The 5,756-nt window shown below is 70.7% G+C and carries 6 protein-coding genes; all 6 read left to right on the top strand.

All coding sequences use genetic code 11. From position 1 onward, the window contains the following. Positions 1-645: ABC transporter ATP-binding protein (locus G6023_RS11225; RefSeq protein ID WP_182635546.1), on the top strand; the 645-nt coding region annotated here is incomplete at its 5' end. Between the two features lie 14 nt (positions 646-659). Next, positions 660-1,589: an ABC transporter permease gene (locus tag G6023_RS11220; RefSeq protein ID WP_182635548.1), complete on the top strand. Its 930-nt coding sequence runs from the start codon at positions 660-662 to the stop codon at positions 1,587-1,589. A gap of 149 nt (positions 1,590-1,738) precedes the next feature. Beyond that, positions 1,739-2,914 carry an ABC transporter substrate-binding protein gene (locus G6023_RS11215; protein WP_182635544.1) on the top strand — a complete coding sequence of 392 codons (1,176 nt, stop codon included), beginning with the start codon at positions 1,739-1,741 and terminating at the stop codon, positions 2,912-2,914. A gap of 65 nt (positions 2,915-2,979) precedes the next feature. Then, positions 2,980-4,323: an FAD-binding oxidoreductase gene (locus G6023_RS11210; RefSeq protein ID WP_182635541.1), complete on the top strand. Its 1,344-nt coding sequence runs from the start codon at positions 2,980-2,982 to the stop codon at positions 4,321-4,323. Continuing rightward, positions 4,311-5,123 carry a creatininase family protein gene (locus tag G6023_RS11205; RefSeq protein ID WP_182635539.1) on the top strand — a complete coding sequence of 271 codons (813 nt, stop codon included), beginning with the start codon at positions 4,311-4,313 and terminating at the stop codon, positions 5,121-5,123. Before G6023_RS11210 ends, G6023_RS11205 begins: the two co-directional genes overlap by 13 nt. Beyond that, the gene (locus G6023_RS11200; RefSeq protein WP_132063636.1) at positions 5,120-5,725 is read left to right on the top strand and encodes a pyridoxamine 5'-phosphate oxidase family protein; all 606 of its coding nucleotides are present in this window, start codon (positions 5,120-5,122) and stop codon (positions 5,723-5,725) included. Before G6023_RS11205 ends, G6023_RS11200 begins: the two co-directional genes overlap by 4 nt. Positions 5,726-5,756 lie beyond the last annotated feature (31 nt).

Raw genomic sequence — 5,756 nt, 5'->3', positions numbered from 1 at the left:
GCCGGAGAGTTCGTCAGCGTCGTGGGCCCGTCCGGCTGCGGCAAGTCCACGCTGCTCAGCCTCGCGTCCGGGCTCGCCACCCACACCGACGGCTACATGCAGACCGGCACCGACCGCATCGGCTACGTCTTCCAGGACGCGACGCTGCTGCCGTGGCGGACGGTCGAGCAGAACGTGGAGATGCTCGCCGAGCTCGACGGCATCGGCCGCACCGAACGCCGTGACCGCGCGGCGGCGGCGATCGAACTGGTGGGCCTGGCCGGGTTCGAGAAGTCGCTCCCGCGGGAGCTGTCGGGCGGCATGAAGATGCGTGTCTCGCTGGCCCGCTCGCTGACCCTCGACCCGGAGTTGTTCCTGTTCGACGAGCCGTTCGGCGCGCTGGACGAGATCACCCGGCAGCGCCTCGGCGACGAGCTGCTGGGGCTGTTCGCGGCCAAGCGGTTCGCCGGGCTGTTCATCACGCACTCGGTCGCGGAGGCGGTGTACCTGTCCACGCGCGTGGTGGTGATGTCCGGTCGGCCGGGGCGGATCACCCATTCGGTGGACGTGCCGTTCGGGCCGGAGCGCGACCCCGAGATCCGCTACACGGCGGACTACATGAACCTCGTCGGCGAGGTATCCCAGGCACTCGAGGAGGCGCACTGATGAGAGGCACACTGATGAACGGAATCACCGCCCGCGCGACCGTGAAAAACGACGACGACGACGAGGTCACCGCCGCCGACGTGGGCCCCGGCCCCGTGGCCGAACCGGCCGGGGGAGCCCCCGCCGCCGGACCCGCCCGCCCCCGGTTCCGCCTCTCGGCCGACGGGCCCGTGGTCCGCTACGGCGGCCCGTTGGCGGTCCTGGCCGCGGTGCTGGGCCTGTGGTACTTCGTGAGCTACGGGGTGCTCGAGCCGTCGCGGCGGTTCCTGCTTCCGGCGCCGCACGTGGTGGTCACCGACGGGCTGTTCGGGCCCAGCGTCTCGGGCATGCTCGAGGCGCTCGGCCGGACCGCGACCGTCGCGCTGACGGGGTTGGCGATCGCGTTCGTGATCGGCGTCGTGTGGGCGATCATCATGAGCCAGGAGAAGTGGGCCGAGCGCTCGCTGTTCCCCTACGCGGTGGTGCTGCAGTGCATCCCGATCCTCGCGCTGGTGCCGCTGATCGGCTTCTGGTTCGGCTTCGGGTTCACCGCTCGCGTGTTCGTGTGCGTGTTGATCGCACTGTTCCCGATCGTGTCCAACACGCTGTTCGGCCTCAAATCCGTGGACCCGGGCCTGCGCCGGCTGTTCACGCTCCACCACGCCGGGCGCCTGACGGTGCTGCGCAAGCTCGAGGCCCCGGCGGCGCTGCCCGCCCTGTTCGAGGGCCTGCGCGTGGCGGCCGGCCTGTCGGTGGTCGGTGCGATCGTCGGCGACTTCTTCTTCAAGCAGGGCGACCCGGGCATCGGCATCCTCATCGACACGTTCCGCGCTCGCCTGCAGTCGCCGGAACTGTTCGCCTCCATCATCCTGGCCTCCCTGCTCGGCGTGGCCGTGTTCCTGTTCTTCGGCTTGCTGTCCCGTCGGGTCGTGGGGCGCTGGTACAACCCGGACGCCGACCGCTAGTCGTAACCCCCGGCGACCAGCCGTAACGACTCCCGACCGAACCCGCAACACCACTGAAACACGGCAGCGGTTCACTCTTCTTTATTGATCACATCAATACCGCACTCGCTTCCATCTCGTCGTTCCGTCACCCACACCCAGGAGTTCCCATGCGACGCACCACCGCCCCCCGTACCGCCGTCTCCGTGGCCGCGCTCTGCACGCTCGGCGCCGTCACGCTCACCGCCTGCGGCGGCTCCGAGTCCGCGGAGGCCTCCTCCGGGTACACCGGCGAGATCGGCGCGGTCGACCTCAGCGAGGTCTGCCCCGAGAAGGTCGTGGTCCAGACGGACTGGAACCCCGAGGCCGAGCACGGCCACCTCTACGAACTCCTCGGACCGGAGCCGACCATCGACGCCGGCGCCAAGTCGGTCTCCGGGCCGCTGTTCGCCTCCGGTGAGTACACCGGTGTGGACGTCGAGGTCCGGGCCGGCGGCCCCGCGATCGGGTTCCAGCAGGTCACCGCGCAGATGTACCAGGACACCGACATCATGCTCGGCTACGTGGACGCCGACCAGGCGGTCCAGAACTCGCTGAACAACCCCACCATCGGCGTCTTCGCACCGCTGGACATCAACCCGCAGATGATCATGTGGGACCCCGAGACCTACCCCGACGTCGAGACCGTCAGCGACCTCAAGGACGAGAACGCGCGGGTCCTGTACTTCGAGGGCAACGCCTACATGGACTACCTTCTCGGCGAGGGCATCCTCGACCCCGCCCAGGTCGACGGCAGCTACGACGGTTCGCCCTCGAACTTCGTCGCCTCCGGCGGTGCGGTCGCCCAGCAGGGCTTCGCCAGCGCCGAGCCGTTCATCTACGAGAACGAGGTCGCCGAATGGGGCAAGCCGGTGAAGTACCAGCTGCTCCACGACCTGGGCTACCCGATCTACAAGTCGATGATGGCCGTGCGCAGCGCCGAGCTCGAGGACAGTGCGGCGTGCCTGGAGAAGCTGGTGCCCGTACTGCAGCAGGCCGAGGTCGAGTACTTCGAGGACCCGGCCCGCACCAACGCCGTGATCGTGGACGCCGTTGAGCAGTTCAACACCGGCTGGGTCTACAGCTCGGAGCTGGCCGACTTCGCCGTCGAGGCCATGCTCGAGCGCGAACTGGTGGGTAACGGACCCAACGCCACGATCGGTGACTTCGACGACGAGCGCCTCGCCGACATGGTGGCCAAGGTCAAGGGCGTCTACGAGGCCGCCGATGTCGCGATCGCCGAGGACGTCTCGCCCGGGACCGTCGCCACCAACCAGTTCATCGACCCGGCCATCGGGATGAACTGATCCGGCTCCTCTGCCCGGTTCACCCCTTCAGTTCCCGCCGCCCCCGCACCCGATCGGAGCCCCTTGTGACCGCGACCTCCACCGCACCCGCCACTCCCACCGGATCGCCCGGATCAACCGCAGACGTCGCCGGCCTGGTCGACGACCTGCTCGACCTGCTCGGTCCCGATGCCGTGCATACCGACGACCGCTCCCTGGACAAGGCATCGGTGGACGGGTCCTACCTCAGCCCGATCCTGCGGGCGCAGTGGCCGATCGGCCGGCCCGAGGTGGTGTGCCGGCCGACGGACGTGGAGCAGGTGCCCGCCGTGGTCCGCGCGGCCGTCCGCCGACGGGTGCCCATCACCTCCCGGGGCAAGGGCACCGGCAACTACGGCCAGGTGGTCCCGCTGCACGGCGGGCTGGTCCTGGACCTGACCGCGCTGCGAGGCGTTGACCACGTGGACACGGAGGCGGGCGTGGTCACCGCCGAGGCCGGGGTCCGCATGCTGACCCTCGAGAAGCGGCTGGCCTCCCACCACGGCAGTCAGCTGTGGATGTACCCGTCCACCGTGCAGTCGACCCTCGGCGGGTTCCTCGCCGGCGGGTCGGCGGGCACCGGCACGATCGTGCACGGCCGCAACCACCAGGGGTTCGTCGAGGCACTCGACGTGGTCTTCGCCCACGAGGACGCCGAGATCGTGCACCTGGAGGGTGCCGACGCCCAGCCGTTCGTCCACACCTACGGGGTCGCCGGGATCATCGTGCGCGCGACGGTGCGGATCGAGCCGTTGCAGGACTGGCGGTGCGTGTACGCGAGTTTCGACGACCACCACGACGCGTTCGCGGCGGTGCGGCGGGTCCATCTCGTGGAGCCTGCGCCGCGCCTGTGCTCGGCGGACGGCGCCCACGTGTCCTCGTGCCTGCCCGCCGACGAGGCCATCCCCGCCGGCCGGGCGAGCCTGCGGGCGATCGTCGACGCCGCCGCGGTGGACGAGGTGCGGGCGATCATCGACGCCGCAGGGGGAGTGGTCGAGGCGGTCCGCACGGGCGTCAACGAGACGATCAAGGTCTCGACCCTGTCCTACAACCACCCCACCCACTGGCTGCAGAAGGCCGAGCCGGACACCTGGTTCCACATGGAGTGCCAGGGTGACGCCCTGGTGGAACGCCTCGACGAGGTGGAGGCCGTCTACCCGGGCGGGACCCTGCACCTGGAGGCGGGACACGGGCGCATGTTCGGGATGCTCAACGGTCATTACATCTCGCCGGAGGCCGCGTACGCGGGTGTGCCTGAGCTGGAGGAGCTGGGGGTGCGCGTGCACTCGCCGCACCAGTACCGCGTGGACCACGGCACCGAGGCCGTCCGCGCGCTGGCGGCCCGCACCGACCCGTTCGGCCTGCTCAACCCCGGGCGGTGGGAGGCGTGATCGGGCCGCAGCGGCGCTACGCCGAACTCACGACCGTCGAGGCGGGCCGGGTCGGATCCGGTGACCCCGTCGCCGTCATCCCGGCCGGGGCGATCGAACCCCACGGTCCGCATCTGCCGCTGGCCACCGACCTCCTCGTGGCCGAGCACGTGGCCGCCCACGCGGTGGCCGCCGCGGCGGAAGCGGGCGTCGACGCCTGGCTCATGCCGGCGCTGGGATATACGAAGAGCGACGAACACGCCAACCTCACCGGGGCGCTGTGGATCTCCGGGGAGACGCTGATGCGCGAGGTGGTCGAGCTCGGCTCGGCACTGCGGGCCAGCGGGTTCACCCGGGTGCTGTTCGTCAACTGCCACGGCGGCAACTCGGCGCTGCTCGAGGTGGCGCTGCGCGAACTGCGCCGCCGCTTCGGGCTGCGCACTTTCCTCTACGCCGGGCGTGCGGTCCCGGGTCCCACCGAGCTGGGCATGGGAATCCACGCCGGGTGGGCGGAGACGTCAATGATGCTGCACCTGCACCCCGAGCTCGTCGACATGTCGGCGGCCGAGGCGAGGGTCCCGGCCGAGATCGCGGAGTGTCAGCACATCGGGTTCACCGGCCCCGTGAGGTTCGGCTGGCTGGCCGACGACCTGTCCGACACCGGGGTGATCGGAGACCCCACCGGGGCCGACCCCGAGACCGGGCGGCGGTTGGTGGCCGATCACGTGGACGCCGTGGCCGGGGCGCTGGCCGAGATCGCCGAGTTCGATCCGGCGCGCGGGGTGTCCGCCGCGGCCACCGTAACGGGAGGTGCACTGTGACCGCCGTCGAGATGCCCGTGGTCACCATGCCCGGCCCCGCCGATGACCCGCTGCAGACGATGGTCGCGTGGTTGTCGATCGACCCGGCGGACCCGCCGCTGGGGGTCCTGGCCACGGTCGGCCCGGACGGGACCCCGCACTGTCGGCACCTGCTGGTCTCCGGGGCCACCACCGACGGGCCCACGTTCCACACCGATTCGCGGTCCCAGAAGGCCCTGGACCTGGCTACCGACCCGCGCGCGACGCTGGTCGTGGTGTCCGCCGACCGGACGCGGCAACTCACGGTCACCGGCGTGGCCGAGCCGACCGATCGGGACGAGCACCTGGCGAGCTATTACTCCCGCAGCGAGTACCTCAAGCTCCTGGCCTGGACCAACGACCAAGCGACGGCGGAACTCGCCCCGCCGGGCAGACGCCGGGTGTGGGCCGCGGCGGTGGAGCGGTTCGGCCCGTCGCCGGCGCAGCCGCCCGAGACGTGGCTGGGCATGCGACTGCGGCCCGGGTCCGTGACCTTCTGGGCCGCCGGACGCGACGAGCCCTCCCATCGGCGCCGCTTCGTGACGGACGGGCAGCGGTGGCGGGCCGAGGAACTTCCGGGCTGACACACGAGAGAACGAGAGAACCCATGATCAC

This window comes from Dietzia sp. DQ11-71 (genome assembly GCF_014144995.1).
Taxonomy (GTDB): Bacteria; Actinomycetota; Actinomycetes; order Mycobacteriales; family Mycobacteriaceae; genus Dietzia; species Dietzia kunjamensis.
The sequence above is the reverse complement of the archived record's forward strand: the minus strand, read 5'-3'. Positions and strand labels throughout refer to the sequence as shown.

What these genes read in the sequence shown, in the direction of transcription:
- G6023_RS11220 (WP_182635548.1), top strand. Translation starts at nt 660, where the DNA reads ATGAACGGAATCACCGCCCGCGCGACCGTGAAAAACGACGACGACGAC.
- G6023_RS11215 (WP_182635544.1), top strand. Translation starts at nt 1,739, where the DNA reads ATGCGACGCACCACCGCCCCCCGTACCGCCGTCTCCGTGGCCGCGCTC.